This is a genomic window from Streptomyces sp. NPDC055103 (assembly GCF_053607625.1).
The window spans coordinates 41,776-68,284 of sequence record NZ_JBSGTX010000049.1 but is presented as its reverse complement, the minus strand read 5'-3'; the positions used below and the strand labels follow the sequence as shown (position 1 = coordinate 68,284).

At 73.9% G+C, this 26,509-nt stretch carries 18 protein-coding genes and 1 pseudogene; 11 read left to right on the top strand and 8 right to left on the bottom strand.

The genetic code is table 11. From position 1 onward, the window contains the following. Nucleotides 1-98 precede the first annotated feature (98 nt). Nucleotides 99-1,613 (top strand): putative bifunctional diguanylate cyclase/phosphodiesterase, encoded by a 1,515-nt coding sequence (locus ACWFR1_RS27535; RefSeq protein WP_453555588.1) that lies wholly within the window; start codon nucleotides 99-101, stop codon nucleotides 1,611-1,613. Between the two features lie 679 nt (nucleotides 1,614-2,292). On the opposite strand, the gene ACWFR1_RS27530 is transcribed toward ACWFR1_RS27535, so the two are convergent. Together ACWFR1_RS27530 and ACWFR1_RS27525 are read right to left on the bottom strand one after the other, a co-directional pair. Next, nucleotides 2,293-4,359 carry a glycosyltransferase family 4 protein gene (locus ACWFR1_RS27530; protein ID WP_453555586.1) on the bottom strand — a complete coding sequence of 689 codons (2,067 nt, stop codon included), beginning with the start codon at nucleotides 4,357-4,359 and terminating at the stop codon, nucleotides 2,293-2,295. A 420-nt stretch (nucleotides 4,360-4,779) separates the two neighbouring features. Beyond that, entirely contained in the window at nucleotides 4,780-5,607 is an 828-nt protein-coding gene (locus tag ACWFR1_RS27525) for a glycosyltransferase family 2 protein (protein WP_453555584.1), read from the bottom strand. Between the two features lie 168 nt (nucleotides 5,608-5,775). Here ACWFR1_RS27525 and ACWFR1_RS27520 point away from each other — a divergent pair. From ACWFR1_RS27520 to ACWFR1_RS27500, 5 genes and pseudogenes are all read left to right on the top strand, one after another. Then, nucleotides 5,776-7,627, top strand: a pseudogene (locus ACWFR1_RS27520) (glycoside hydrolase family 15 protein). A gap of 92 nt (nucleotides 7,628-7,719) precedes the next feature. Continuing rightward, nucleotides 7,720-8,790 carry a phosphatase PAP2 family protein gene (locus ACWFR1_RS27515; protein ID WP_453555582.1) on the top strand — a complete coding sequence of 357 codons (1,071 nt, stop codon included), beginning with the start codon at nucleotides 7,720-7,722 and terminating at the stop codon, nucleotides 8,788-8,790. A gap of 43 nt (nucleotides 8,791-8,833) precedes the next feature. After that, on the top strand, nucleotides 8,834-11,059 hold the full coding sequence (locus ACWFR1_RS27510) for an NADP-dependent isocitrate dehydrogenase (RefSeq protein ID WP_453555580.1): 2,226 nt from the start codon (nucleotides 8,834-8,836) through the stop codon (nucleotides 11,057-11,059). A gap of 139 nt (nucleotides 11,060-11,198) precedes the next feature. Then, nucleotides 11,199-11,489, top strand: a complete 291-nt coding sequence (locus ACWFR1_RS27505) for a hypothetical protein (RefSeq protein WP_453555578.1) — start codon at nucleotides 11,199-11,201, stop codon at nucleotides 11,487-11,489. Nucleotides 11,490-11,597: 108 nt separating this feature from the next. Then, nucleotides 11,598-13,058: a sigma-70 family RNA polymerase sigma factor gene (locus ACWFR1_RS27500; protein ID WP_453555576.1), complete on the top strand. Its 1,461-nt coding sequence runs from the start codon at nucleotides 11,598-11,600 to the stop codon at nucleotides 13,056-13,058. A gap of 28 nt (nucleotides 13,059-13,086) precedes the next feature. Here the strand turns inward: ACWFR1_RS27500 and ACWFR1_RS27495 are convergent, their stop codons facing one another. From ACWFR1_RS27495 to ACWFR1_RS27480, 4 genes are all read right to left on the bottom strand, one after another. Then, nucleotides 13,087-13,728 (bottom strand): CAP domain-containing protein, encoded by a 642-nt coding sequence (locus ACWFR1_RS27495; protein ID WP_453555574.1) that lies wholly within the window; start codon nucleotides 13,726-13,728, stop codon nucleotides 13,087-13,089. Between the two features lie 472 nt (nucleotides 13,729-14,200). Continuing rightward, nucleotides 14,201-15,073 (bottom strand): universal stress protein, encoded by an 873-nt coding sequence (locus tag ACWFR1_RS27490; RefSeq protein WP_453555572.1) that lies wholly within the window; start codon nucleotides 15,071-15,073, stop codon nucleotides 14,201-14,203. Between the two features lie 136 nt (nucleotides 15,074-15,209). After that, entirely contained in the window at nucleotides 15,210-15,392 is a 183-nt protein-coding gene (locus ACWFR1_RS27485; protein ID WP_453555570.1) for a hypothetical protein, read from the bottom strand. A gap of 295 nt (nucleotides 15,393-15,687) precedes the next feature. Beyond that, nucleotides 15,688-16,143: an RrF2 family transcriptional regulator gene (locus ACWFR1_RS27480; RefSeq protein WP_453555568.1), complete on the bottom strand. Its 456-nt coding sequence runs from the start codon at nucleotides 16,141-16,143 to the stop codon at nucleotides 15,688-15,690. A 122-nt stretch (nucleotides 16,144-16,265) separates the two neighbouring features. Here ACWFR1_RS27480 and ACWFR1_RS27475 point away from each other — a divergent pair, with 122 nt between their 5' ends. After that, nucleotides 16,266-16,928 carry a glutathione S-transferase C-terminal domain-containing protein gene (locus ACWFR1_RS27475; RefSeq protein ID WP_453555566.1) on the top strand — a complete coding sequence of 221 codons (663 nt, stop codon included), beginning with the start codon at nucleotides 16,266-16,268 and terminating at the stop codon, nucleotides 16,926-16,928. Nucleotides 16,929-17,034: 106 nt separating this feature from the next. On the opposite strand, the gene ACWFR1_RS27470 is transcribed toward ACWFR1_RS27475, so the two are convergent. Continuing rightward, entirely contained in the window at nucleotides 17,035-18,072 is a 1,038-nt protein-coding gene (locus ACWFR1_RS27470; RefSeq protein WP_453555564.1) for an NAD-dependent epimerase/dehydratase family protein, read from the bottom strand. 138 nt (nucleotides 18,073-18,210) lie between these two features. On the opposite strand from ACWFR1_RS27470, the gene ACWFR1_RS27465 reads away from it, so the two are divergent. Both ACWFR1_RS27465 and ACWFR1_RS27460 read left to right on the top strand, forming a co-directional pair. Further along, nucleotides 18,211-18,447, top strand: coding sequence for a DUF5133 domain-containing protein (locus ACWFR1_RS27465; protein ID WP_453555562.1), 237 nt, complete (start codon nucleotides 18,211-18,213; stop codon nucleotides 18,445-18,447). A 296-nt stretch (nucleotides 18,448-18,743) separates the two neighbouring features. Continuing rightward, nucleotides 18,744-21,131 (top strand): ATP-binding cassette domain-containing protein, encoded by a 2,388-nt coding sequence (locus ACWFR1_RS27460; RefSeq protein WP_453555560.1) that lies wholly within the window; start codon nucleotides 18,744-18,746, stop codon nucleotides 21,129-21,131. 161 nt (nucleotides 21,132-21,292) lie between these two features. Here the strand turns inward: ACWFR1_RS27460 and ACWFR1_RS27455 are convergent, their stop codons facing one another. After that, nucleotides 21,293-22,669, bottom strand: coding sequence for a D-alanyl-D-alanine carboxypeptidase family protein (locus ACWFR1_RS27455; RefSeq protein WP_453555558.1), 1,377 nt, complete (start codon nucleotides 22,667-22,669; stop codon nucleotides 21,293-21,295). A gap of 556 nt (nucleotides 22,670-23,225) precedes the next feature. Here ACWFR1_RS27455 and ACWFR1_RS27450 point away from each other — a divergent pair. Continuing rightward, nucleotides 23,226-25,217: an NAD-binding protein gene (locus ACWFR1_RS27450; RefSeq protein ID WP_453555556.1), complete on the top strand. Its 1,992-nt coding sequence runs from the start codon at nucleotides 23,226-23,228 to the stop codon at nucleotides 25,215-25,217. Nucleotides 25,218-25,413: 196 nt separating this feature from the next. After that, entirely contained in the window at nucleotides 25,414-26,502 is a 1,089-nt protein-coding gene (locus ACWFR1_RS27445; protein WP_453555554.1) for a cytochrome P450 family protein, read from the top strand. Nucleotides 26,503-26,509: the final 7 nt, after the last annotated feature.

Below are 26,509 nucleotides of genomic sequence, written 5' to 3'. Positions count from 1 at the left end.
ACAGATCTTCGTCCTCGTAGTAGGTCCGGAACCAGGTCGTCATGCCGCAATCCTGACCCACGACCTTGACCAAAGAGATAGGGGCACCCCCCCGGACAATGGACTCCGTACGGGCTCCGAACGGCGCCCGTATCCGCGACCAGGGCGCTCCCCTCGGCGTCCGACCCGGCAAGGGGGCGGTCGACGATGGCGTTGCGGCCTTCCACCTCACCGACGGAGCCGTCTCCGTCTCCACGAGCGTCGGCATCGCGACCGTTCTCGACAGCGCGCACGCCGAGGAACTCCTCGGCCACGCCGACCTCGCCCTGTACGCGGCGAAGGCGGCCGGAAAGAAGCGGTGGCGGCTCTTCCACCCCGAGCTCCACTCCCGGCTCGTCGCACGGCACGAGCTCCAGGCGGGCATGGACACGGCCATCGCCGACCATGCCTTCGCCCTGCGCTACCAGCCCATCGTGGAGGTCGACGGCGCCGCCCCCGCCGGCCTGGAAGCGCTCATCCGATGGCCCCACGCCCGCCGCGGGATGGTGCCTCCCGACCAGTTCATCACCCTGGCCGAGGAGAGCGGCCACATCATGCCGCTGGGCGCCTGGGTCCTGGAACACGCGGCGCTCGACATCGCCCGCTGGCAGCGCTCCCGCCCGCACCGGCCGCTTCTGTACGCCAATGTCAACGTCTCCGCCCGGCAGTTCCGCGACCCGGGGTTCCTCGAAGGCGTACGGCGCACCCTCCGCTCCTCCGGGCTGGCGCCGGGCTCGCTCGTCCTGGAACTCACCGAGACCGTCCTCATGCGCCAGGACACCCAGATCCGTACGACCATGGCGGCCCTGAAGGACCTCGGGGTCTCCATCGCCATCGACGACTTCGGCACCGGCTTCTCCTCGCTCAGCTATCTCCGCGAGTTCCCCATCGACATCCTGAAGGTCGACAAGTCGTTCATCGACGACATCACGACCGACCCCCAGCAGGTCGCCCTCGTGGAGGGCATCGTGCGCATCGCCGACGTCCTCGGCCTCCTGGTCGTCGCCGAGGGCATCGAACACGAGGAGCAGCGGGAGCTCCTCGCCCGGATGGGCTGCCGCTACGGGCAGGGCTACCTCTTCGCCCGGCCGATGACCGCCCACCAGGCCGAGTCGTACCTGCACCGCGCCCCGCACCCGGCCGCCAGCCCGGCCCGTGCCCTCGTTCACCGGCCCGGCCAGGGCCGTCGGACGGGCCCCGGCCACCGGACCGGCCACCGGACCGGCCACCGGACCGACCACCTGCTCCGGACCGGCCACCGGACCGGCGCAGGCCCCCCGACCGGCCACCGGTTCCGGACCGACCCCTGCCACCGGAATCCCCGCCGCCGAGACTCCCGCCCCGCCCCCGCCGTCGTTCCCGCCGTCACCCGGACCGGCCGGCTGCCGCGCCCCTCCCGCTGGCGCGACCTGGAGCACCTGCGTCGGACGAGCCTCATGTGCGACGCCGTCATCGACGAGGTCGACGGCCGCCGCATCCGGGTCGGCGAGGACTGGCTCGTCGACTTCGCGCGTGGCCATCAGGGCCCGCATGTCCTCGACGTACCCCCGGACCTCCACGTCGGGGAGCCCGGCCGCGCCGGCCCGCTCCCGTAGGGCCTCGTCCAGCAGACCGGAGCGCTGCCCCGGCCGCCGGCGCATCGCGAGGACCAGCCGGAACCGCGCCCCCTCCCGCCACGCCTCGGCCGCCGCGTCGATCGCCGTCTCCGCGCCGCCCCGGGGGTCGTGGTGCCCGGCGAAGAGGACCACCGGATACCCGCGCGGGCGGGGCAGGTACGGCCATGTGTCGAGGTCGATCATGGGCGGGATCACCCGTACGTCCCCGAAGTCGGCGGCCCGCAGCCGCCGTGCCATCGACTCCGACAGGGCGACCGTCGTCCCCAGGGGCCTGGTGTGGGCCGGGAACCGGGTGTCCGCCACCCCCGGCACGGTGTGCACGACCGGCCGGCGCCCGAGGAGCAGCGGGCGGAGCCGGGAGAAGACGGGGAAGACGCGGCCGACGGAGAGGAAGGCATGGACCAGGTCGACCCGGCGGGCGACCGCGGACCCGGCGACCACGGCCTGGACCCGCTGCCGTTTGTGGGGGGCGCCGCCAGGGGAGAGGAGCCGGACGGGGCGCCCGCGCCGCGGCGGGTCCTGCCCGTGGTCCGGCCAGGCGGCGAACCAGACGAAGTCGACGTCGGGCAGCGCCTCCAGGACGTCGGAGGCGAGCCGCACGTCGGAACCCTCCACGCCGTCCATCGGGCTGCCGGTCAGGAGCAGCACGCGGGGCCGCTCACGGTGGGCCATCACGCACCTCCGCCCCGTCGCGGGGTGCCCGGTTCGCCACGGCACACCTCTGCCCGCACACCTGGGGCGGTCCGTGCCGCAGCCGGGTGAGCCGCTCCGTACCGGGGCGCGTGAGTACGGGCGCGCCGGATCCGAGGACGGTACGGACGAAACCGGTCAGCGGGCCGTCTGCCATGACGTCCCCCTCTTCCCCGGCCGCCGCGTGGCGGCGGACGTGTCCAGGAGCCGGTGGGCCAGGGCCAGATAGCGGCCCGTCGTCACGTCCCATGTGTAGCGCTGGGCGGCGAGCGCGGAGCGCCGCCCCAGGCCGCGCCGGAGCGCCGGGTCGCGGGCCAGCTCGCACTTCCGCTCGCCGAAGGCCGCCACGTCGAACGGCGGTACCGCCACGTCGCCGCCGTCGCGCATCCAGCGCAGCGCGGGCAGGTCGAAGTGGAGGACGGGCTTGCCGTGCGCCATGGCCTCGGGCGACGAGGCCGAACGCCTCGTGGCGGGAGGGCATGACGAGGAAGGCGCTGTCGCGCAGCAGCTGCCGCCCGCGCTCCTCGTCGGCGTGGCCCACCCAGTGGATCCGGGGCCCGGGGCCCCGGGAGCGGGCGGCGACGAGCGTCGCGAGGCGGTGTTCCTCGGCCGGCGTGCCACTGCCCGCGAGGAGCAGCGCCAGCGGCGGCCGGGACCGGTCGTAGGCGTCGAGGAGCAGGTCGAGGCCCTTGTCCCAGGTGTCGATCCGACCCAGGAACAGGATGAACCGGCCCCTGCCGAGCCGGGACTCGTCGAGGAGACGCGGCTCCACGCCGTTGGCGATGACCCGCACGTCGGCCCGGGGACCGAGCCGCCGGATCGCCGTGCCGTCGGCGGCGCCCGTCGCCACGATGTGCCGGTAGCGGCGCAGTCCGAGCCGCTCGACCAGGAGGAACGGCACGAGGCGGCGGCGCGCCGGCGCCTCGGCGCCGTGGCCCTGGTCGATGCCGACGACGGGGGCACGGGTCGCCAGGGGCAGGAGGCCGGCCGGGAACGGGGGAGTGAAGCTCTCCAGCCACAGGTCGTGCCGGATGCGGCGCGCGACGAACGGCAGCAGCGCCGGGAACACCAGCCGCCCGGCGCGCGGACCGGCCCGGCACACCGGCAGCCGCACGTAGCGAACGCCGTCGCGGTACTCGGTCCCGGCGCGGCGGCCCGAGGTCACGACCGTCACACGGAAGTCCTCCGCGAGCCTGGCGGCCACCTTGTCGACGGCCAGGGCGGCGTCGTCCCGGTGGGCGAGGTGCCCGGCGGAGTCGTAGACCGACATGACCACGTGCGGACGCGCGGCCTCCCGGGTCTGCCCGCTCCCGTCCCCGCTCCCGCTCCCGCTCCGGTCCCCGCTCCTGTTCCCGCTCCCGTCCCCGGCCTCGTGCTCCTCCGCGTCGCTCGCGGCCCGCTTCCGCACCACGCCGAGGATCTGTTCCAGCGCGCCGGCCGCGACGAGTGACGGGGCCCGCGCTCCGTCGAGGCGCGCCAGCCGAGGCAGCCGTACGGACCAGGCCCGGTAGCGGGCCCACCCGGCGGCGGTGGAGGCGGCTACGCTCGTCCGGCCGCCACCGGGGAGCGGGTCGGGCCCGGTCTCCACGAGCAGCGTCAGACCGTACCGGCCCGCGAGCCGGCGGAAGGCGGCCGCCGCGGACGACGAAGGGGGCGGGTCGAACCTCGCGAGCCCGTCCAGGGGTCCTCGGTCGGTCACGACCACGGCCTGCCCGCCGCGCGCCGTCAGCCGGGCCGTCGTGATCCTGGCCGCCAGCTCGGCGGCGTCAAGGAGCGCGTGGGCACGGCGCGGCAGGGATCCCCGGCACTCGGGACCCGATGCCCGCCGTGTCCACCGCTCACCCGGTTCTCCCTCTTCCCTCACCCGTGGTGGAACCGGGAACCTTCGGCACAGGAAGCAGCCGTGGCCGCGTGTGGTGACGACCGTGACGCCGCGCTCGCCGAGGAGCGTCGCGAGCCTGCGGACCAGCGAGGACGTGTCCGTGCCCGCCGGACCGGACAGCGCCACCAGCGGAACGCCCCGGGGGGTCGTCACGGCACCCGCCCCCTGGGGAGCGTCGCGCGCGCGAACCCGCGAGGGCGATCGGAACGGGAGGGACCGTCGGAACCCGCTGGGCCGCCGGAGCTGTCACGGCGCGGAGCGTGCGCCCTGACCGTACGGGCGCGTCGGCGGCGGGCGGCGCCGCGGGGCCTGCACGCCCTGGCGAGCGGCGGAGGGGCTGCTGCGTGGATCCGGTCGGAGACCCGTCGTGCCGGGTGCGCGGCCGGGCGGTGCGGGGGACGGCAGGCCGGACGGCGGCGGGCCTCGGCGAGGGGCCAGTCGGTCACCCGCCGCAGGGGATGCGGAGCGGGTGCCGCCGGCGCGCGGTTGATGAGGAGTGAGGTCACGACGAGCCTCTTCCGGCAACCGACCCGACCGAGGGTCTGCTCTGTCCTGAAATGACTGTTTACAGCCTTAGCCCGTGGGGTGCGATTCGTCAACCGGTGGACCGGCCGGTGGGGCGCCGGAAGCGCCGTGGGTGCCCCGGAAGCGGCCGTGCGCGAACCGCGGGAGGGCGTTGTGAGGGCGTTCGTCGAGGAGCGTGCCGAGGATGCGGGCGCCGTCACGGACCGTGCGCGGGTGCGAGGGGCCGTGGCGCCGCGGCAGTTCGCGACTGGGCACCTCGGCGACGCGCAGCCCGTAGTGCAGGGCGTGCGTCACGAGCTCGGCGCCGAGCTCGACACCGTCGTCGCGCAGGTCGAGAAGGTCGACGAAACCCCGCCGGAACGCACAGAATCCGTACCAGAGATCGGTGAGCTGCTGGCCGTACAGCCGGCGAGCGACCCGCAGCAGGCCGCGGTGGCCGAGGCGCCGCGCGAGCGGATAGTCGGCGGCCTCCCCACCGGCGATGAAGCGCGAACCCTTGACGAAGTCGAAACCGCTTTCCAGATAATGCAGATAATGCGGGATCTCGTGCGGCGACATACTGCCGTCGGCGTTCATCAGCACGATCAGGTCGCCGGTGGCCGCGCGCAGCCCCGCGTGCGGGATGTCGCCGCGGGTGAAGTCCCAGGTCCCGAGCGTCCGCACGGCCATGCCCTCCCGCGTGCGCCCCGCGCCCGTCGGTCCGCCGATCAGGACCACGTCCCGCACGTCCTCCGGCATCTGGTCGAGCAGCAGGTCGAGCGTGTGTCCCGAGTCCTGCCCGTCGGGGCGGACCGTCAGGACGAGGCTCACGCCGCGCTCGCCGGAACCGGGTATCCGGCCGGTCGACCGGCGGAGGGGGTGCGCGTCTCTGCTCATGGGTACGGCCTTCCCCGCGGCCCGCCGCGCAACGCGGTGAGCCCACGCATTTCAGAATCCTGCGCCGAAGGTGACGGCGTCAAGGAAACGGGAAGGATATGCGGCCGGCCGCGAAAGAATGCCTTTCGTGTTTCTGCACAGGAATCCCGGGCGGCATACAATCCGTGCATGGCAGGGCGAATTGAGGACTACGCCCTCGTCGGGGACCGGGAGACGGCTGCGCTCATCGGGACCGACGGGTCCGTCGACTGGTGGTGCGCACCCCGCTTCGACTCGCCCGCCTGTCTCGCGGGCCTCCTGGGCGATCCCCGCCACGGCAGGGGTGGCTCCTCGCCCCCGTCGGCGACACCCGCTGTACGCGCAGGAGTTACCGCGGCGACACGCTCGTCCTCGACACGTACTGGGAGTCCCTCACCGGCACCGTCCGGGTCGCCGACTTCATGCCCCCGCGCTCCCCGGGATTCCCGCACGAGGACGCGCCGAGGATCATCCGTGTGGTCGAGGGGATCGCCGGACGGGTCGCCATGCGGGGCGAGTTGAGACTCCGATTCCACCACGGCAGCATCGTGCCCTGGACCCGCGCGATGGACCGGCGGACCGTCGCCTCCGTCGCCGGCCCCGACGCCGCCTACCTGTCCTGCGGTCCGGGCGCCGACCCCGTCGTGACCCCGGACCGTACGACCGTCGAGTTCACCGTCACCGCGGGGAGCAGCGTCGCGTTCGTCCTCGGCTGGCGTCCCTCCCACACCTCCGCACCCCCACCGCCTCGTCCGTGGAGATCGACGCCACCCTCCTGCGCACCCTCGCCTTCTGGAACGACTGGGCGGCCGCCTTCCGTTACGAGGGCCCGGCCCGGGAAGCGGTCCTGCGCTCCCTGCTCACCCTCAAGGCCCTCACCTACGCCCCCACCGGCGGCGTCGTCGCGGCCGCCACCGCCTCCCTCCCCGAGAGCATCGGCGGACAGCGCAACTGGGACTACCGCTTCTGCTGGTTGAGAGACTCCACCTTCACCCTGTCCTGTCTGCTGCGCGGCGGATTCCGCCGGGAGGCGCTGGCCTGGAAGGACTGGCTGCTCCGGGCCGTCGCGGGCGACCCCGCCGACCTCCAGCCCCTCTACGGGGTCGAGGGACAGCGCCGGCTTCCCGAGACGTACGCCGACTGGCTGCCAGGGTACGAGAACTCACGACCCGTCAGATTCGGCAACGCGGCCGTAGGCCAGTTCCAGCTCGACATCTACGGCGAGGTGCTCAACACCGTCTACTCGGCCGTACGGGCCGGGGTCGCCCTCGACCCGCCGGCCTGGGCCCTGGTGGCCGAGCTCCTGGACTACCTCGGCACCCACTGGCGCGAACCCGACGAGGGCATCTGGGAAGTCCGGGGTCCACGCCGCCAGTTCGTCCACTCCAAGGTCATGGCCTGGGTCGCCGCCGACCGCGCCGTCCGGCTCGCCCGCGTCGCCGGCCTGCGCGGATCCGTACGTCGCTGGCAGGCCCTGCGCCAGGAGATCCACGCGGAGATCTGCGCCCTGGGCTGGAGCGAGGAGCAGCAGTCGTTCACGCAGGAGTACGGCGGCCACCAGGTCGACGCCACCGCCCTGTTGATCCCCCGGCTCGGCTTCCTCCCCGCCGACGACCCCCGCGTCCTCGGCACGGTCGAGGCGATGGAACGGCTCGACGAGCACGGGTTCCTGCGCCGGTACGGCGACGTCCGCGACGGCGGGAGACACCACCTCGACGAGCTGGGGGGCACCGAGGGCGCGTTCATCGCCTGCACCTTCTGGTATGCCGACGCCCTCGCCGCGACCGGCCGCCCCGCCGAGGCCCGCGCCGTCTTCGAGCGGGTCCTCACCGTCCGCAACGACGTCGGGCTGCTCTCCGAGGAATGGGACCCGATGGCCGGCCGCCAGCTCGGCAACACACCACAGGCGCTCAGCCACGTGGCCCTCGTGAACACGGCCTTCACGCTGTACGGCTCGCGCCGCCACGACCGCACGGCCTCCCACCGGCTCACCCCGGCCTGATCCGCCCGCCCACCGCCCCCACCAGCCCCTTCGGCGTGTCGTTCGGGTGCGTCCAGCGGGCGGGTCCGCCGCCCATGGGTTCGAATCAGGGCATGGCTTCCTATGACAGGCTCCGCGCCGGCGGCTCCCCGAGGCCGCTGGAGACCGGCGCCACCTGGTGGTACGCCGCCGTGGCCGGCGAGGCCGCCGGCTCGTTCAGCACCAGGGTCCGCACGCGGACCCGGCGTGCCTGCCTCGGGACCGTCCTCCTCCTCACGGTCGTCTACGCGGGCCTCGTGCTCACCGCGACCGGCCGCCGCTGGGGCGACGCCGCCCTCACCGGACGGCGCGCCGACACCGCTGCCGCCACCCTGCTCCGCGAGCACCCCTCGCTCGCCGGGCTCACCACGCTCTCCCTCATACTCGGCGGCGTCCTGCTGCTCGCCGTCGGCCTCCTGCGCAAGCGGTACGCGCTCACCGGCGCCGTCGCCGGCGCCCTCGTCACCTCCCTCGCACTGACGGGCCTCCTCCAGCGGTACGCGCCACGCCCGCGCCTCCTCGACACCGGCGGCGCCCTCCTCCAGAGCGGCTTCCCCAGCGCGCAGACCACCCTCGCCCTCGGCACCGCCTTCGGGCTCGCCCTCGTCGTCCCGTACCGGCTCCGCGGGCTCACCGTCCTCGCCGGCGCCCTCTGGGCCGGCGCCGTCGGCGCCTACACCGTCGCCGCGGGCGACCACCGCCCCGGCGACCTCATCGCCGCCACCCTCGTCGTCCTCGCGGTCTTCTGCGGCCTGGTCACCCTCCTCGCCCGCAAGGGCAGGATCCGCCCCGCCGCCCGAGGACCCCTCCCGCACGTCCTCCTCGCCACCGTCCCGCTCGCCGCCCTCGCCGCCGCGGGGCTCGCCGCCGGGTTCTGGCTCCTCGGCGACACCCTCGCCCTGCCCGCCACCGCCCCCTACGACCCGGCCGAGCTCCGGCTCGCCCACCGCTGTGGACAGGCCCTCGCCGCGGGCGTCACCGCCGCCGCCGGACTGCTCCTGCTCACCCTGCTCCGCCGCGTCGACGTGGACGGGGCCGCCGCCCCGTACCGCCTCGGCGGCCCCTTCGTGGAGGCCGCGGGAGCGCCGCGCGACGGCGAGGTCGTGGGGCCCTTTACGGAGGACCGCGATCACGAGATATCTTGATGTCGAGCAATCTCGCAGACGCAGACGTGGAGCGGAGCACCCGGTGACTGACTCGACCATCATCTACACCCACACTGACGAGGCGCCTGCCCTGGCGACGTACTCGTTCCTGCCCGTGATCCAGGCGTACGCCTCGCAGGCCGGTGTCACGGTCGAGACGCGTGACATCTCGCTCGCGGGCCGCATCATCGCCGTCTTCCCGGAGTACCTGGAGGAGGGCCAGCGCATCGCCGACGCCCTCGCGGAGCTCGGCGCGCTCGCCAGGACGCCCGGCGCCAACATCATCAAGCTGCCGAACGTCTCGGCGTCCATCCCGCAGCTGAAGGCCGCGATCGCCGAGCTCCAGGCGCAGGGCTACGCCCTCCCGGACTACCCGGACGACCCGCGGACGGACGAGGAAAAGGACGTCCGCGCCCGTTACGACAAGATCAAGGGCTCGGCCGTCAACCCGGTCCTGCGCGAAGGCAACTCCGACCGCCGCGCCCCCGCCTCGGTCAAGAACTACGCCAAGGCCCACCCCCACCGCATGGGCGCCTGGACCCCCGAGTCCAAGACGAACGTCGCCACGATGAGCGAGAACGACTTCGCCTCCACGGAGAAGTCCGCCGTCATCGCGCAGGACGACACCCTCCGCTTCGAGTTCACCGCCGCCGACGGCACCGTCTCCGAGCTCCGCGAGCCGCTGAAGGTCATCGCCGGCGAGGTCGTCGACGCCGCCGTCATGCGCGCCGCCGCGCTGCGCACCTTCCTCAGCGAGCAGGTCGCCCGCGCCAAGGCCGAGGGCGTGCTCTTCTCCGTGCACCTCAAGGCCACGATGATGAAGGTCTCCGACCCGATCGTCTTCGGCCACGTCGTCCGCGCCTTCTTCCCGGCGACCTTCGCCAAGTACGGCGAGGTCATCGCCGGCGCCGGTCTCACCCCGAACGACGGCCTCGGCGGCGTCCTCAAGGGCCTGGAGTCCCTCCCGCACGGTCTCGGCGAGGAGATCAAGGCGTCCTTCGACGCCGAGCTCGCCGCCGGCCCCGCTCTCGCGATGGTCGACTCCGACAAGGGCATCACCAACCTGCACGTGCCGTCCGACGTCATCGTCGACGCCTCGATGCCGGCCATGATCCGCACCTCCGGCCACATGTGGGGCCCGGACGGCCAGGAGGCCGACACCCTCGCGGTCCTCCCGGACCACAGCTACTCGGGCGTCTACCAGGTCGTCCTCGACGACTGCCGCGCCCACGGCGCCTTCGACCCGTCGACCATGGGCTCCGTCCCGAACGTCGGCCTGATGGCGCAGAAGGCCGAGGAGTACGGCTCCCACGACAAGACCTTCGAGATCGCCGAGGCCGGCACCGTCCGCCTCGTCGACTCCGCGGGCAACGTCGTCCTGGAGCAGGACGTGGCCGAGGGCGACCTCTTCCGCGCCTGCCAGACCAAGGACCTGCCCATCCAGGACTGGGTCAAGCTCGCCGTCACCCGCGCCCGCGCCACCGGCTCCCCGGCCGTCTTCTGGCTGGACGAGAACCGCGGCCACGACGCCCGGATCATCGCCAAGGTCGAGCAGTACCTGCCGGAGCACGACACCGAGGGCCTGGACATCCGGATCATGTCCCCGGTCGAGGCCACCAAGTTCTCCCTGGAGCGCATCCGCCGCGGCGAGGACACCATCTCGGTCACCGGCAACGTCCTCCGCGACTACCTGACCGACCTCTTCCCGATCCTGGAGCTGGGCACCAGCGCCAAGATGCTGTCGGTCGTCCCGCTGATGGCGGGCGGCGGCCTCTTCGAGACCGGCGCCGGCGGCTCCGCCCCGAAGCACGTCCAGCAGCTCGTCAAGGAGAACTACCTCCGCTGGGACAGCCTCGGCGAGTTCTTCGCCCTGGCCGCCAGCTTCGAGCACCTCGCGACGACCACGGGCAACACCCGCGCCCAGGTCCTCGCCGACACGCTGGACCGCGCCACCGGAACCTTCCTCAACGAGGACAAGTCGCCGACCCGTCGCCTCGGCGGCATCGACAACCGCGGCAGCCACTTCTACCTCGGCCTCTACTGGGCCCAGGAGCTCGCCGCCCAGACCGAGGACGCGGAGCTGGCCAAGGCCTTCGCCCCGCTCGCCGAGACGCTGGCCGCCAACGAGCAGAAGATCGTCGAAGAGCTCGTCGCCGTCCAGGGCTCCCCGGCCGAGATCGGCGGCTACTACCAGCCCGACCCGGCCAAGGCCGAGGCCGTGATGCGCCCGTCCGCCACGCTGAACGAGGCCCTCGCCTCCCTCGCCTGATCCGGCGCGCGGCCCGCGAGGGCCGCGACACCGACACGGACCGCTCCGGCGGACCCCGCGTACCGCCCCGGCCGGAACGATTCCGGCCGGGGCGGTCCCATCGGTGGCGCATCCGCCGTCCGGGTGTGAACCTGGATGGATGAGCTGGGCATCTTGGACGACCGCCGGTGTCTACACCGGGCGAGGTGGGGTGCTGACCGACGAGGCCGGTGTCGTCACGGGCGATCTGACCGTGCACACGACCTGGGCCGAGCGCGAGGCACGCGTGGCCGTGCAGTACAGCGGCGCATCCGACTGGTTCACCATGTCGGGTAGTCCCGTTCCGTGCGCGACGGAGGAGGAGAGCCGGGATCTCCACGAAGCGGTCGTGGAGGCCGTCCGGGAGGGAAACGGGGCCACGGTCCCGTCACTGCCCGGGGCATCGCTGTAGACCCTGCCCGGCGGATCACGACCGGGCGCGAAGAGAAGTGTTATCCCTCCCGCTCCCACGGGTCTCCGAACGACGGGGGACTCGGATCACGGATGAGGGAGCAGACCCATGCACAGCGACGAGCGCCGCACCACCGCCCTGGTGGAGGCGGCCCGGGCCGGTGACGCGCACGCCAGGGACGAACTGGTACGCGCGTACCTGCCCCTCGTCCACAACGTCGTCGGCCGCGCCCTCGACGGCCACGCCGACACCGACGACATCGTCCAGGAGACGATGGTCCGCGCCCTCGCCGGGCTCGCCGGCCTCCGCGATCCGGCCCGCTTCCGCTCCTGGCTGATAGCCATCGCCATGAACGGCATACGGCGCCGCTGGCGCGATAGCCGGCAGGCCCCCGTGCCCGGCCTCGACCGGGCCGCCGACCTCGCCGACCCGGCCGGCGACTTCACCGAGCTCACCATCCTGCGCCTCCGGCTCTCCGGGCAGCGCCGCGAGGTGGCCCGCGCCACCCGCTGGCTCGACGACGAGGACCGCGAACTCCTCTCCCTGTGGTGGCTGGAGGCCGCCGGAGAACTGACCCGCGCCGAACTCGCCGAAGGCCTCGGCGTCTCCCCGCAGCACGCCGCCGTCCGGGTCCAGCGGATGAAGGAACGCCTGGAGACCGGCCGCGTCGTGGTCCGCGCCCTCGACGCCGACCCGTCGTGCCCCGGGCTCACGGACTCCCTCACCGCCTGGGACGGCCACCCCTCGTCCCTCTGGCGCAAACGGATCGCCCGCCACCTGCGCACCTGCGCCGCCTGTACGGGCCGGGTGACCGGAAGCCGCGCCCTCGCCCCCGTCGAAGGCCTGCTCGTCGGCATCGGCCTCGTACCGCCGCTGGCGACGGCCGCCGCCGCCCGGCACGGCGCGGAACCCTTGTCGGCCGAGCCCGTGGGCCGGTGGACGCCGATACGGCGCGCCTGCCTCGCGGGAGCCGCGACCGTCGCCGTCCTCGGCGCGCTCGCCGTGCTCGTACCGAGGCAGGCGGAGGTACGGGTGACACCCGACCGGCCCCACGCCGCCTCCCCGGTTCCCGCGCCCCCGACCACCCCGGCGCCGTCAGCCACCAAGGCGGCGACCGTCGCCGCCCCGGCCCCCACGACCCGCACCCCGGCACCTCGCCGCACCACCCCCGCCGCGCCCGCGCCCACGGCGGAGGAGAGGGTGACAGGGAGGGTCAACAAGCTGCGGGCGGCGGCGGGTTGCGCCCCGCTGCGGACCGATCCGCGACTGGTCGCGGCGGCCCGGGAGTACGCGCGCGACATGGCCGCGCGCGGCTACTACGGGCACAGCGGTCCGGAGGGCGACTTCGCGGACGCGCGGATCACCGCAGCCGGGTACGACTGGAGCGCCTGGGCCGAGAACCTGGCCCGGGGGACGGCGGACCCGGCGGCCGTCGTCGACGGCTGGATGGACGGGGCGATGCACGAGGAGAACATGCTGGACTGCCGGTACCGGGACACCGGTGTGGCGTCGGCGCCCGGTCCCGGCGGCACGATCTGGGTGCAGAAACTGGCGGCACCCGCCTCCTGAACTCCCGGCGGAGGCGGGGCTTGCCCGGTCAGCCCTTGGCGCCGAAGTTCTGCACCCACCAAGGGCCGTCGGCGGTGAGGGTCACTCCGACGCCGATGTCCTTGAAGGAGCAGTTGAGGATGTTCTCGCGGTGTCCAGGGCTGTCCATCCAGTCGTCCATCGCCTGGGCCGGGGTCTTCGGGCCGCGATGGATGTTCTCCCCCCACGTCGACCACGCGTATCCGGCGCCGGTCATCCGGTCGCCGGCGTCGCGGCCCTCCGGGCTGTCGTGCTCGTAGTAGTCGCGCGCGGCCATGTCGTCGGCGTGACCCTGGGCGGCCGTCCGCAGGCGGGTTTCCGTGCGGAGCAGACCGCAGCCGGCTCTCTCCCGCTCGGCATTGGCGAGGGCGACGACCTGCCGGACGTACTCCGAGACCTGCCCGCCGGCGGCCTCGCCATCCGTCCCGCTGCCGGTCCCGGCACCGGTTTCGGCTCCCGTACCGGCCTCGGCTCCGGCGCCGGTGGCTACGCCCGGCTGCCGCGCCCGGTCGGCGGCGCGGTCGGTCCGCCGCTCCGGCGTGGGCGCGGCCGCCTCCGCGCCCGGGAGGGAGGGGGGTGCGGCGGCGACCGGAGGACCGGCTGCCGGGGCGGGGGAGGCCACGTACACCCCGGCCGCCACCGTCAGGACCAAGGACGCGGCCCCGGCGGCCGTGACGGCGGCCCGGAAGCCCGGACGCCGAGGAGCGCCGCGCCGCCGCGACCCGCGTCCCTTCCGGTGCCGCCCGCCGTCCCGCACGGGGTGATCTAGGCCCACGACGTGCTCGTCGTGTGCGAGGTGCTCGGCGGGTTCGGGGTGTTGAGCGTCCTCGGGGCATCCGGGGCATCCGGGGCATCCGGGGCATCCGGGGCGTCCGGGGACTCCGGTGTGTTCGGGGACTCCGGTATGTTCGGTGTGTTCGGTGTGTTCGGTGTGTTCGGTGTGTTCAGGGTTGTCGGGGTGACCGGGATGGCCGTGGTGCCGCATGGAGCTCCGCTCTCTCGCCGAGGTCGCCGGACGGTCCGGCGCTGGAGAGAGCGACCGGGACGACGGCGATAACCCTTTCCGGCCCCGGCCATCCCGACACTCCTCGTCAACCCGACGCGTCAACGCACGTCAGAGCCTTTCAGCCTTGCGGGATCACCGCCACCGGGCACGGCGCGAGATGGAGCGCCGCGTGCGCCACGGACCCGATGCGCTGCCCCAGGGCGCCGCGTTTGGCCCGCCGCCCGACCACCAGGAGCTGGGCGGCCCCCGAGGCGGAGAGCAGCACCTGCCCCGCGCTGCCCAGTTCGACGTGCTCCGTGACCGGAACCTCGGGGAACCGCTCCCGCCAGGGCGCCAACGCCTCGCGCAGCGCCTTCTCCTCGTACGGGACGAGACCGCCGGCCTCGTCGGCGAGCCGCATCGACGCCGGGCTGTACGCGTAGAGGGGCGGCAGACTCCAGGCGCGGACGGCCCGCACCGAGGCCCCGCGCGCGGCGGCCGTCTCGAAGGCGAAGCCGAGCGTCGCGGCGCTGTCCTCGGGGCCGCCGAGCTGGCCGACGAGGACGTCGCCGACCGGCGGTTCGGCGGGCTCGCCGTCGCGGGACCTGACGGCGACCACGGGGCGGCCGGCGGCGGCGATGATCTGCTGCCCGTACGAGCCGAGCAGGAAGCCTGTCACGGCGCCGTGGCCGCGCGAGCCGATGACGAGCATCTCGGCCCGCGGCTCGGTGCCGAGCAGCGCCGCGACCGGGGTGTCGTGGAGCACCTCGGCGGAGAGGGTGACGTCCGGGTGGCGGCGCGCGACCGTCGCCTCGGCCGCGCGCAGCACCTCGTCGGCGGCCCGCTCCTGGGCCGCGCGGTCCTGGGCCAGCGGGATGTCGAGGGGCTCCCAGCGCCACGCGTGGGCGAGCCGTAGCGGGAGCCCGCGGTGGAGCGCCTCGCGCGCGGCCCAGTCGGCCGCGGCGAGACTCTCCGGGGAACCGTCCACTCCTGCGACGATCTCACGACTCATCGGGCTGCCTCCGTCGGTAGCGTGCCGGGCCCGCCGGGCGGCCGGCCCTTCTCCGTCCAGCTTGGGCCCATCGGCAGCCCGGGGAGAGGCACGGACGTCCCGACATGCCGGACCGTCCGTCCCTTCCGGCGAGCCGTCAGGCCGGCAGGGTGAGTCGCGCGTGGGTGCCGTTGAGGTAGTGGTCGCCGATGTCGCGGAGCCGGTGGGAGGGCTGTGTATGGGCGGTGAGCGCACGGGCGTTGCGCCAGAAGCGGTCGAACCCCGGCCCCCCCGGACTGGGCGTCGGCGCCCTCGGCCCCGTCGACGAGCTCGAGGACACGGGGCGTGATGCGGACGGCGGCCCGGCCCGTGACCGCCTCGGCGGCCGGTGCCGGGACGGCGCGTATCGCGGTTCTCCGTACCGACTTCCTCGGCGCACTCACGTCACCTCACCCGATTCCCCATATCCCCACTGAAATACTAGGGATAGTGGCAGAGGCGGTCGCCCGGACCCAAGGGGTGTCCGAAAGATGGACATGGGCGTCTTGATCAGTGAGGCGACGTCACATCGACGCCGATCGTGCGGAGTTGGCTTGGTCGAGAACTGGCCGGGTGGCAGCTTTCCGGACACCCCGTCAGGGGTTGGTCCAGGCCTCCGGTTCCGCCGCGAGCGCGGTGATCCCGGCCGGCAGCTCCGCCGCCGCCACCTCCGCGAGGGAGACCCCGAGCACCTCGCGCACGCTGGCGCGCAGCGCGATCCACAGCGGGAGCAGCGACTCGGCGGGCCCCGTGTACGCCAGGTCCGGGGGCCGCTCCCCGCGTACGGAGACCAGGGGGCCCTCCACGCACCGGATGACGTCCGCGACCGAGATCGACTCGGCCGGCGCGGCCAGCCAGTAGCCGCCGTTGCCGCCGCGCCGGCTCTGGACGAGGCCGCCCTTGCGCATGTCGCCGAGGATGCCCTCCAGGAACTTGTGCGAGATCCCCTCGACTTCGGCGATCGCCTCGGCCTTCAGCGGCCCCGTGTCCTGGGCGGCGGCGAGCTGGAGGGCGGCCCGCACCGCGTAGTCGGCCCTGGCTGAAATGCGCATGCGCGCATTATTCCGCACCGGCGTGGAGGTGGCGCGTCCCGCACCCTTGACGCGGTCCCGGCTGTCTGAGCATCGCCCTCATCCACGGCCTGCTCGGCCTCGACGACACGCTCCCGCTGACCGTGCTCCCCGCGACTCCGGACACGCCCGACGGCGGGTACGCCGCACTCCGCCCGCTGTACGACGCGCGCGCCCACCTGTACGAGGGGCCGGCCGTCGCACCCGTCCTGAGCGACGGGTGGACCGGGCGGATCGCCAGCACCCATGTGCCCGACACCCTGCGGGACCTCGCCCTGCGCTTCCGCGGCGACGGCCCCGACCTGCTGCCCGAGGAGCACCGGGGTGAGATCGAGGCGATCGCCGACCTGTGCGAGCGGAGCGTCAACCGGGCCGCCCAGCGAGCCGGTGAACTCGGCCTCGACCGCGACGCCGCCCACCACGACCCGCTCGGCGTCCTCTTCGCGGCCCTCGGCCCCCTGGAGCGGCGCCTGTCCGGCCGTACGTACGTTCTCGGCGACGGCCCGACCGCCGCCGACGTGCAGGTCTGGGTCACCCTCGTCCAGCTCGAAACCGTCCACCGCTGGCATCTGGACGCGGCCGCTATGGACCGCGTCGCCGCACACCCCGCGCTCTGGGACTACGCCCAGCGCCTCGCCACCCGCCCCGAGTTCGCCCGTCACCTCGACATCGACGCCGTACTGCGCCGCCACCGCGCCCACTGCCGCGGCCACGAGGCCGCGGTCGCCGGGATACGGCTCGTCGACTGGGCGGGCGGCACGGACTGACGGTGAGGAGCGGGGCGGACGGCCCGCGCGGGTGCGGGTGCCGGTGCCACGGACCGACGACCGGCGCGGGCACCGCCACGCGTCGGCGGCGGAGACGCCCCGCCCGTCAGCCGACGCGATGCCCCACCAGCGGGGCCGCGTCGTCGCCCGCGCCGGCACGGACCCCGCGGAGGAACGCCTCCACGGCCTCCAGCGAGCTGGCCGCCGGCTCCCAGTCCAGTTCCCGCCGGGCCCGCTCGGTCGTGAGCAGCGGAATCTGCCGCACCGCGTCGAAGAGCCCGGGGGAGGCCGGGACGAGCCGCAGCCGCCAGGCCGCCGACAGCGCGCCGCGTACCGCCCCTGCCGGGACCTTCACCGGCCGGGCGTGCAGCAGTCGGCCGAGGACGTCCGCGTCGAGCACCGGTTCCGCGGCGAGGTTGAACGCGCCCCGGACGTCCCGGAGAAGCGCCCTTCGGTAGGCGTCCGCGGCGTCCTCGGTGTGCATGACCTGGAAGCGGAGCCCCTCGAACTCCGGCAGCAGCGGCAGCAGTTCCGGCCGCATCAGCTGGCCTGGGAAGAAGCGCCCCGCGAAGATCCGCCGCTGCTCGCTCGCCGACTCCTCCTTGAGGAGGAAGGCCGGGCGCATCCGGACCACCCGGATCAGTGGATGGTCGCGCTCGAAGGTGTCGAGGACCCGTTCCAGATACGCCTTCTCCCGGGTATACGCGGCGTCGGGCCAGCCGTGCGTCGGCCAGGCCTCGGACACCGGGGCACCGCCCTTCGGGCCGGGGGAGTACGCCCCCACCGAGGAGGCGTGCACGAGCACCGGCACCCGGGCCGCCGCGACCGCGTCGAAGACGCGCACCGAGCCCAGGACGTTGGTCCGCCAGGTCTTCACCGGATCGTGTGTCGGGCCGAACCGCCAGGCCAGGTGGACGACCGCGTCCGCGACCGCCACGTGCTGGGCGAGCAGTGGCTCGTCCCCGTCCCGGGAGAGATCGACCTCCGCCCACTCGACGCCGGGCAGCTCGAGGTCCGGTCTCCGCCGGGCGAGCCCGAGGACGGAGCCGACCCGCGGCTCGCGGGCCAGCGCCCGCACCAGGCTCGTACCGACATTGCCGGTGGCGCCGGTGACGACCACCCTCAGCTGTGTGCTCGCGTTCATGTCTCCGACACTCCGCCATGGGCGGGCGAAGCGCACTCCGGGACCGGCCCCGTCACGCAGCGTGTCCGCGCGGGTCGCGAGGGTGGTCGACGACCGGCAGGATGGAGCGACTCGGGAGCCAAAGACAAGGAGGACGCGATGCTGTTGCCCGACACGAACACGGTCGACCGGCTGCTCCGGCACTACCGCACCCAGGAGCGGTCCGTGCTCGCCAGGCCGTGCGACCTGTCGGCTCGCCGGAGCTTCGAGGACACCGCGTACACCCTCTGTGTGCTGATGGGAGAGCGGACGGTCCACGAGGCGGTCCGCGCGGCCGAGCGGTACGTGTCCCAGGGGCGGCCCGCGGAGGCCCTTAAAGGGCTGACGGGCTCCTGACGCCGAGGTCCGGCCCGCGGGGGCCGTGCGTCGGAGCCCAGCTGGTCGTAGGCCGGTCCGCCGACGCCCGGTCCGCGGGAGCCCAGCCCGTCGGAGTCCGGTCCGTCCGAGCGCAGCCCGTCCGGGACCGGTCGGCCCGTCCGATTCCGGTCAGGAATCGAGAAGCGCGGCCATCGGTCCCCGGCTAGCGTGACGGTCGTGGGCATCGCGGATTCCCGGGTGTCGCGGGCGACGCGATGGGATGATCACGAGAACCACGCGATCACGACGCGACCCCGTCCGACAGAGGAGAAACGATGAGTCAGGCCCCCAGGACGGGCAAGAAGCCGGCCGTGCCGCACGCCGCCGACCAGCACGACACCATCCGTGTGCTCGGCGCGCGCGAGAACAACCTCAAGGACATCAGCATCGAGATCCCGAAGCGCCGGCTCACGGTCTTCACGGGCGTCTCCGGCTCCGGCAAGAGCTCCCTGGTGTTCGACACGATCGCCGCGGAGTCCCAGCGGCTGATCAACGAGACCTACAGCGCCTTCGTGCAGGGCTTCATGCCGACCCTCGCGCGGCCGGAGGTCGACGTCCTCGAAGGACTGACGACCGCGATCATCGTCGACCAGCAGCGGATGGGCGCCGACCCGCGCTCCACCGTCGGCACCGCCACCGACGCCAACGCGATGCTGCGCATCCTCTTCAGCCGCCTCGGGAAGCCCCACATCGGCCCGCCCAGCGCCTACGCCTTCAACGTCCCCTCCGTCCGGGCGAGCGGCGCTATCACCGTGGAGCGCGGGAACAAGAAGGCCGTGCGGGCGAGCTTCGAGCGCACCGGCGGCATGTGCACGCGCTGCGAGGGCCGCGGCACCGTGTCCGACATCGACCTCACCCAGCTCTACGACGACTCCAAGTCGCTCGACGAGGGCGCGCTCACCATCCCCGGCTACACCCCGGGCGGCTGGAACTACCGCCTCTACAGCGAGTCGGGCCTGGTCGACCCGGCGAAGCCGCTCCGCAAGTACACGAAGAAGGAACTGCAGGCCTTCCTCCACCACGAGCCGACCCGCATGAAGATCGCGGGCATCAACATGACCTACGAGGGGCTGATCCCGCGGATCCAGAAGTCCTTCCTGGCCAAGGACAAGGAGGGCATGCAGCCGCACATCCGGGCGTTCGTCGACCGGGCGGTCACCTTCACCACGTGCCCGGAGTGCGACGGGACCCGGCTCAGCGAAGGGGCCCGGGCGTCGAAGATCAGGAAGGTCAGCATCGCCGACGCCTGCGCCATGCAGATCAGCGACCTGGCCGAGTGGGTCCGCGGACTCGACGAGCCCTCGGTGGCTCCGCTGCTCACCGCGCTGCGGGACACCCTCGACTCCTTCGTCGAGATCGGCCTCGGCTACCTCTCCCTCGACCGGCCCGCGGGCACGCTGTCGGGCGGCGAGGCGCAGCGCGTCAAGATGATCCGGCACCTCGGCTCGTCCCTGACGGACGTCACGTACGTCTTCGACGAACCGACCATCGGCCTGCACCCCCACGACATCCAGCGCATGAACGACCTGCTGCTCCGCCTCCGCGACAAGGGCAACACGGTGCTCGTCGTGGAGCACAAGCCGGAGACGATCGCGATCGCCGACCACGTCGTCGACCTCGGCCCCGGCGCCGGTACGGGAGGCGGCACGGTCTGCTTCGAGGGCACCGTCGAGGAGTTGAGGGCGGGCGACACCATCACCGGCCGGCACTTCGACGACCGGTCCTCCGTCAAGGAGACGGTACGGACGCCCACCGGCACGCTCGAGATCCGCGGCGCGTCGGCCCACAACCTCCGCGACGTCGACGTCGACATCCCGCTCGGCGTGCTCGCCGTCATCACCGGAGTCGCCGGCTCCGGCAAGAGCTCGCTCGTGCACGGCTCCATCCCGCCCGGCGAGGACGTCATCTCCGTCGACCAGGGCGCCATCCGCGGCTCGCGGCGGAGCAACCCGGCGACGTACACCGGGCTGCTCGAACCGATCCGCAAGGCGTTCGCCAAGGCCAACGACGTGAAGCCGGCGCTGTTCAGCGCCAACTCCGAGGGCGCCTGCCCGACCTGCAACGGCGCGGGCGTCGTCTTCACCGACCTGGGGATGATGGCCGGGGTCGCGAGTACCTGCGAGGAGTGCGAGGGCCGGCGCTTCCAGGCCTCGGTCCTGGAGTACCACCTCGGCGGCAAGGACATCAGCGAGGTGCTCGCGATGTCGGTGACCGAGGCGGAGGAGTTCTTCGGCGCCGGTGAGGCACGCACCCCGGCCGCGCACAAGATCCTGGAGCGACTCGCGGACGTCGGCCTCGGCTACCTCAGCCTCGGCCAGCCGCTCACCACCCTCTCCGGCGGCGAGCGGCAACGCCTCAAGCTCGCCACGCACATGGCCGACAAGGGCGGCATCTACGTCCTCGACGAGCCGACCACCGGCCTTCACCTCGCCGACGTCGAACAGCTCCTCGGCCTGCTCGACCGGCTCGTCGACTCCGGGAAGTCGGTCATCGTCGTCGAGCACCACCAGGCGGTCATGGCCCACGCCGACTGGATCATCGACCTCGGCCCCGGCGCCGGCCACGACGGCGGCACGATCGTCTTCGAGGGCACCCCCGCGAAGCTCGTCGCCGACCGCTCCACCCTCACCGGCGAACACCTCGCGGCCTACGTGGGAGCCTGACGGTACGTACGTCCCAGGGGGTGCCCGGTGGATCAAAGGGCACCCCCCACGGCAGCCGGACCGTGCGGCGCCCATCGGACCGTCGCCGACACGACGGTCCGATGTCTCCAGTGGCGCCGCACGACCGGCGGTCCTGATCCCCCGGTGGCGGTGTGACACGGTCAGGCCCTGCGGGCCGCCCGGCGTCGCCGGCCCCACAGCGCGAGCGCCGCCGCGCAGGCGGATCCCACCAGGGTCAGGGGAAGTCCGGCCGACGGGCCAGTGGAACCGTCCTCGCTCGCGGAGTCGTCGTGGGCCGCGGCCATCGCCTCCGCCCCGGCGCGCGGCGCTGCACCGGCCGCGACGGAGACGGACTCCTCCGCGCCGTCACCGCCACCGCCCTCGTCGCCGCGACCGGCACCGTCCCTGCCACTGCCACTGCCACTGCCACCGCCGCCGACACCGCTGCCGCTGCCGCTGCCGTCACGCGCGGACGACACCGCCCGGGTGCCCGCGTCGGCCGCCGCCTTCGTCCGGCCCGGCAGCAGCGAGCCCACCGGCTGCACCCGCCCCGCGGCCTCGAAGCCCCAGTCGAGCAGCTCGCGCGTCTCCTCGTAGACGGAGAGACCGCCGCCCGCCTGCGGATTCATCACCGAGACGACGAGGGTCCGGCCGCCCCGGCGCGCGGCGGAGATCAGCGTGTTGCCCGCGTTCGTCGTGTAGCCGTTCTTGATCCCGAGGAGCCCCGGGTAGCGGGCCACGCCGTCCGCTCCCGTGAGGAGACGGTTGGTGTTGGCGATGCCGTACGACCAGGAACCCGCGGGGAAGTCCGCGTACGGCGTCGAGCAGTAGCGGGTGAAGGCGGGATCCTGGAGCCCGGCCCGCCCGAAGACCGCGAGGTCGAACGCCGACGACACCTGCCCGGGCGCGTCGTACCCGTCCGGGGACACCACATGGGTGTCCCGGGCCCCGAGGGACTCGGCCTTCTCCTGCATCTGCTCGGACATCGACTTCCAGCCGCCGTTCATCGCGGCGAGGACGTGCACGGCGTCGTTCCCTGAGCTGAGGAAGACCCCGTTCCACAGGTCCGAGACCTTGTACGTGTACCCCTCCTTCACCCCGACCAGGCTGCTGCCCGCCCCGATCCCGGTCAGCTCGGAATCGGCCACGGTGTGCTGCTCGGACGGGTCGTTGTGGGGGAGCGCGGTGAGCGCGAAGAGCGCCTTGAGGGTGCTGGCCGGCGGCAGTTTCCGGTGGGCGTTCCGCGCGGCGAGGACCTCGCCCGATGACGCGTCCGCCACCACCCACGACAGCGCGGAGACCGAGGGCACGGCGGGCGCGCCCGGCAGCCGCTGCACCTGCGTGCCGTGCCGGTCGAGCCGCGCCGGGTCGACGAACCGCCGCACGGGCGGAGTCGGCTCCTCCAGGGAGGAGCCGGAGGCGGGGGAGCCGGGGGAGAAGGGAGGAGCGGGGGACGCCGTCGCCGCCGGAGCGGGCAGCACGAACAGCAGCGCCGCGGTACCGGCGGCAGCATGACGGACAGCTGACGTGACGATCATTCAGCCACCGTAGGGAGGAGGCGCGGACCGCGCAGATCGGAGTGCGCCGACCGGCGTAGCAGGTCCGGCGTACGGCGGCGCGTCGTGCGCCCGCCCGGGGGAGGGAGGGACCGCTCGGGCACCCGCACCTGTTGTCGGTGACACAGGGCATGCTGGTGACGTGCCCTCACACCCGAACCAGAACAACGCCGTTCCGACCGAAGGCGCCGGAGCGCGCCCGACCGGAGCGTCCCCAGCCGGAGCGCCCCCGACCGGTGCGCCTGCCAACGGCGTGTCCCCGGCCGGTGCGCCCCCGGCGGGCGTGCGCGCGGCCGGCATGCCTCCGGCTGGTGCGAGGCCGGCCGGTACGCCTCCGGCTGGTGCGTCTTCCGTCGGTGCGCCTCCGGTCGGTGCGCCTCCCGCGGTTGCGTCCCCGCCGCGAGTGCTTCCCGCCGGCGACACGGCGTCCCGCTCCGTGCCCGGTCCTTCGCGAGCGCCGGGCGGCCCGGTTGGCGGTCCCTTCGGCGCGCCCGCGTTCCGGTCCGAGCGGCAGCCGCGTACCGCCCCCGCCGGGCACATGATCGTCTGCGGGGACGACGCCCTCGCCCACCGCCTCGCCGGCGAGCTGCACAAGATCTACGGCGAGCGGGTCACCCTCCTCGTACCGGTACGGCCCGACGTCCCGCGCACCCCGGAGGCCCGCACCGGCCGGGCGATCGCCCTCTTCGGCCGCGTCACCGCCGCCGTCGCCCGCACCACGGCGGCGGCCGGGGCGACGGCGACGGGCGGGACCACGGGACCGGGCCCGGCCACCGGAGCGACCGGGGACGATCCGGACGGCGGCGAGCCGACCGGCAGCCTGCGGGTCGTCGAGTCCGCGGAGGCCGACGACCGGGCCCTGACGGACGCCGGAGTCGAGCGCGCCGCAGCGCTCGCCCTCGTCCACGAGGACGACGAGACCAACATCCGGGCCGCGCTCACCGCCCGCCGCCTCAACCCCCGGCTGCGCCTGGTCATCCGGCTCTACAACCGCAAGCTCGGCCAGCACCTCGAAACCCTCCTCGACCAGGCCGCGGCCGTAGCCGAGCCCGGACTCGACCCCGCGAAGCTCGATGCCGCCACCACCGTCCTCTCGGACGTCGACACGGCGGCCCCCGGCCTTGCCGCGGCGGCGGTCACGGGCACCAGCAAGGTCGTCCAGGCGGGCGGGCTCCTGCTGCACGCCGTCGAGCGTACGCCGCCCGAGGGGGAGGCCCCCGACCCCGGCCGGTGCACCCTCGCGCTGCTCTCCGCCACCGCCCGCGACCCGGCGGGCTGCGAGGGCTCCGAGCGCAGCGGTGACGAGGGTCCGCGCCTCCTGCCGGACGACCGTACGGTGGCGGCCGCCACGGGCAGGGTCGCCGTCAGCCTCGAAGCGGTCACCGCGGCGGCCCCGGCCCTCTCGTCCGGCCGGTTCGGCGGCACCGGACTGCCCGTGGCCTCGCTCTTCTCCCGGCGTCTGCGCTGGTCCCTCGGCGGCGCGGCCGCCGCCGTCCTCGCCCTGGCCCTGGCCTCGACCTTCACCACCGGCGACCACCCCCTGCACGCCGCCTATCTGACGCTCCTCGACATCTTCGCCATCGGCGACCCCGCCATCGGCGAGGCGACCAGCCGTCAGGTCCTGCAGATCCTCGCCGGGTTCGTCGGCCTGCTCCTGCTGCCGGTGATCGTCGCCGCGCTCCTCGAAGGCCTCGGTACCTTCCGTACGGCGACCACCCTGCGCCGCCCGCCCCGAGGCCTCCACGGCCACGTGGTCCTCCTCGGCCTGGGCAAGGTCGGCACCCGGGTCCTCGCCCGGCTCCGCCGGATGGACATCCCCGTCGTGTGCGTCGAGTCCGATCCGGAGGCGCGCGGCGTCGCCGTCGCCCGGCGGCTGCGCGTGCCCACCGTCATCGGTGACGTCACGGAGGAGGGCGTCCTGGAGGCCGCCCGCATCCACCGGGCCCACGCCCTCCTCGCCCTGACCAGCGTCGACATCACCAATCTGGAGGCCGCGCTCTCCGCCCGCTCCGTCGCCCCCGACCTGCGGGTCGTGCTCCGTCTGTACGACGACGACTTCTCCACCGCCGTCTACCGCACTCTGCGCACCGCCCACCCCGGGGCGCTCACCCGCAGCCGCAGCGTCTCCCATCTGGCCGCACCCGCCTTCGCAGGGGCCATGATGGGCCGCCAGATCCTGGGCGCCGTACCCGTCGAGCGACGGGTCCTGCTGTTCGCCGCCGTCGACGTCGCGGACCACCCGCTCCTGGAGGACCGTACGGTCGCCCAGGCCTTCGTGCCCGGAGCCTGGCGGGTCATCGCGCTCGACGGGAGCGCACCCGCGTACGGCGCCCCCTACGCCACCGGGGCCGCTGCCCGGGGCCAGGACTGGCGCCTCGCCCCGGAGCGTGTCCTCACCCCGGGGGACCGGGTGATCGTGGCCGCGACGCGCCGAGGTCTTGCAGAACTCCTCGGCCGCCGGGGCGCGACGGGCCGGCGCACCGCCGAAGCCCACGCCTCGGACAGCGTCACTCGATCCGAGGCGCGTTGAGCCGCCGGGTCGGCAGGGGGGAGTAGGCGACTGACGCCCGATCCGCTCGATCCGCCCGATCCGCCGGGGACAGGCCGAGGTCAAGAAGCCTCGTAGCACTGCTTGTTGCCGAACAGAGTCCCCGGTACGCCCGTTGCGTAGGATCCGACCACCCGAGCGCCGCACACGCCCACCCTCGTCGTCAGGAGTGCCCTCCGTGAACACCCCGCACAGCGCTGCCCCCGGCCGGCCGCCGCACCTCATGGACCCGGCCGGCGGTTGCCCGCACGCGGCCAACGCCCGGCTCCTCGCCGAGGGCGCCGTGACCCCCGTGGTCCTGCCCGGCGAGATCGAGGGCATGGCGGTCCTCGGCCACGACGCCCTCCGTGACTTCCTCTCGCACCCCGACGTCGCCAAGGGCGCCCAGCACTTCACCGCCCTCACCGAGGGCCGGATACCCGACGGCTGGCCGCTGCGCACCTTCGCCACCGTGCCTGGCATGACCACGGCGGACGGCGCCGACCACCGCCGGCTGCGCGCCCTGGTCAGCAGTGCCTTCACCGCGCGCCGGGTCGAAGAGCTCCGCCCGCGCGTCGAGGCCGTCACGGCGGGGCTCCTCGACGGACTCGCCGAGGCGGCCCGAACGGGCGGAGGCGTCGCCGACCTGCGCCGCCACTACGCGCTGCCGCTGCCTCTCGGGGTCATCTGCGAACTCCTCGGCGTCGACCCCGCCCACCAGGACCGGCTGCATCGCCTCTCCAGCCTCGTCGTGGCCACCGACACCGAGCCCGCGCAAGCCGTCGCCGCCAACCGCGAACTCGTCGAGCTCCTCGGCTCCATCGCCGCGGACAAGGCCCGCGAACCCGGCGACGACCTCACCAGCGCGCTCATCGCCGCCCGGGAAGAGGGCGGCGACCGGTTGAGTCAGCCCGAGCTGATCGGCACCCTGCTCCTGATGATCATCGCGGGCCACGAGACCACGCTGAACCTCGTCACCAACGCCGTACGGGCGCTCTGCGGCCACCGCGAGCAGCTCGCGCTCGTCCTCGAAGGCCGGGCCACGTGGGCGGACGTGGTCGAGGAGACCCTGCGCTGGGACAGTCCGGTGAGCTACTTCCCGTTCCGTTACCCCACCCGCGACCTCACGATCGACGGCACCCTCATCCCCCGGGGCACCCCGGTCCTCGCCGGCTACTCGGCGGCGGGCCGCGACGCGAAGGCTCACGGCCCGGACGCCGACCGCTTCGACATCACCCGCACCACGGCGGCGAAGCACCTCTCCCTCGTTATCTTCAGGAACTGTTGACTCTCTG